The organism is Sphingopyxis granuli NBRC 100800 (assembly GCF_001591045.1).
GTDB lineage: Bacteria > Pseudomonadota > Alphaproteobacteria > Sphingomonadales > Sphingomonadaceae > Sphingopyxis > Sphingopyxis granuli.
The window spans coordinates 1-2006 of record NZ_BCUA01000166.1 but is presented as its reverse complement, the minus strand read 5'-3'; the positions used below and the strand labels follow the sequence as shown (position 1 = coordinate 2006).

At 63.7% G+C, this 2006-nt stretch carries 1 protein-coding gene; it reads right to left on the bottom strand.

The genetic code is table 11. The features are described 5' to 3' along the window. Window positions 1-59: 59 nt before the first annotated feature. Window positions 60-1553 carry a TadA family conjugal transfer-associated ATPase gene (locus tag SGR02S_RS19185; protein ID WP_067113816.1) on the bottom strand — a complete coding sequence of 498 codons (1494 nt, stop codon included), beginning with the start codon at window positions 1551-1553 and terminating at the stop codon, window positions 60-62. Window positions 1554-2006 lie beyond the last annotated feature (453 nt).

Genomic DNA, 2006 nt, shown 5'->3' with positions numbered 1-2006 from the left:
AAGTGGGTCAATCCAAAGTCATCGGGGTCTAGGCGGCAAGCCGCCAAGTCTGCGCAACCCTAGAGGCACGCTTCCAGATAGGGCTGGTCGAAACCGAACTGGCGCGCCTTTTCCAGCGTATAGGGGCGCAGGCCCATCGAGCGATATTCGCCGACGATCTTGCCGTCCTTGTCCTCGTCCAGATATTCGAACTTGAACAGTTCCTGGGTGACGATGACGTCGCCCTCCATGCCGATCACCTCGGTGACGTTGGTGACACGGCGCGAGCCGTCGCGCAGGCGCTTGATCTGGACAATCAGGTCGACCGAATCGGCGATCTGCTTGGAAATCGCCTCCTTCGGAATCTTGATGTCGCCCATCAGCACCATATTCTCCATACGGCCGAGGCATTCGCGCGGGCTGTTCGAGTGGAGCGTGCACATCGAGCCGTCGTGGCCGGTGTTCATCGCGGCGAGCAGGTCGAAACATTCGGCGCCGCGAACCTCACCCATGATGATGCGGTCGGGACGCATACGCAGGGCGTTCTTGACGAGGTCGCCCATGTGGATCGCGCCGTTCCCTTCCAGGTTCGCGGGGCGCGTTTCGAGCGGCAGCCAGTGCGGCTGCTGCAGCCGGAGTTCGGCGGCGTCCTCGATCGTCAACACGCGCTCGCCGGGGTCGATCATCTTCGACAGCGCGTTGAGCATCGTCGTCTTGCCCGAGCCGGTGCCGCCCGAGATGACGATGTTGAAGCGGCTCGCGCCCGCGATCTTCAGCGCGGTGCACATCTTCTGGCTCATCGCGCCCCATTGGCACAGCATGTCGAGCGTGATCGGCTTGGCCGAGAATTTACGAATCGAAATGGCCGTGCCGCGCAAGCTGAGCGGCGGGACGATGACGTTGACGCGGCTGCCGTCCTTCAGGCGGGCGTCGGCAAGCGGCGTGGTCTGGTCGACGCGACGGCCGACCTGGTTGCAGATGCGCTGCGCGATCTGGAACAGATGCTGTTCGTCGCGGAACTGGATCGGCGCGATGACGAGCTGGCCCTTGCGTTCGACATAGGTCTGGTAGGGCCCATTGACCATGATGTCGGAAATATCGGGGTCGGCGAGCAATTCCTCGAGCGGGCCGAAGCCCAGCAGTTCGTCGACGAGCACCTTTTCGAGCGCGAATTGTTCGCGGCGGTTGAGCGTGATGCGCAGCTCGGCCAGCACTTCCAGGATGATCGGCCGGAATTCCTCGGTCAGCTCGTCCTTGCTCAGCGTCGCCGCGGCCTCCGGATCGACGCGTTCGAGCAGGCGCGGCAGCACCTGTTCCTTGATCTTGTGGACGCTCGCCTCGAACCCCTGCGCCCGTTCGGGCTCCATATTCTCGGCCGACGAGCGCTGGTTCAGCCGCTCCATCGCCTCCAGCTCGGGGCTGAGGGGCGAGGGCGCCGGATCGTGCGCGGCGGGCGCGGGCTCGATGGGCGGGAACTGGCTTCCACCGGGCACGCCGGGCCCAGTCTGCATCGGCTTCGCCACGCCAAAGGCGGGGCGGCCAGCGGTTCCGGGACGACGTCCGAATGCACTCATCGCTTCATCCTGCTTCTCGTTCGGGGTGAGTGCGGCTTTCGCCAGCAGACCCCCCATCAAGCAGGGTGAATAAAAGGGAAACTTTGATAATCTCCTAATAGCCCGACAGGTAGGTGGAGGGTGACGATGCGCTTTGCGATGCTATCCGCAGCGTATCCGCTACTGGCGCGAGGCCGGACGATTGAGGGCGCGCATCTCGCTGATGGATGGCAGAAAAGCGCGAGAGTGGACCTATGCGCCGACAGGCGGCAGCCAAGGGAGCTTTCGACCCGGAGGCGCCATCCGATCTTTCGTCACCCCGAACTTGTTCGGCACATATGTCCTTCAGGCAAGTAAGGCGCTGTTCCCCGGCGAAAGCCGGGGTCCAGATGATACAGCGCTACCCCTCGTGGACCCCGGCTTTCGCCGGGGAACGGCTAGAGCGGCGTACCATAAACCCGCACGGCCCCTTAT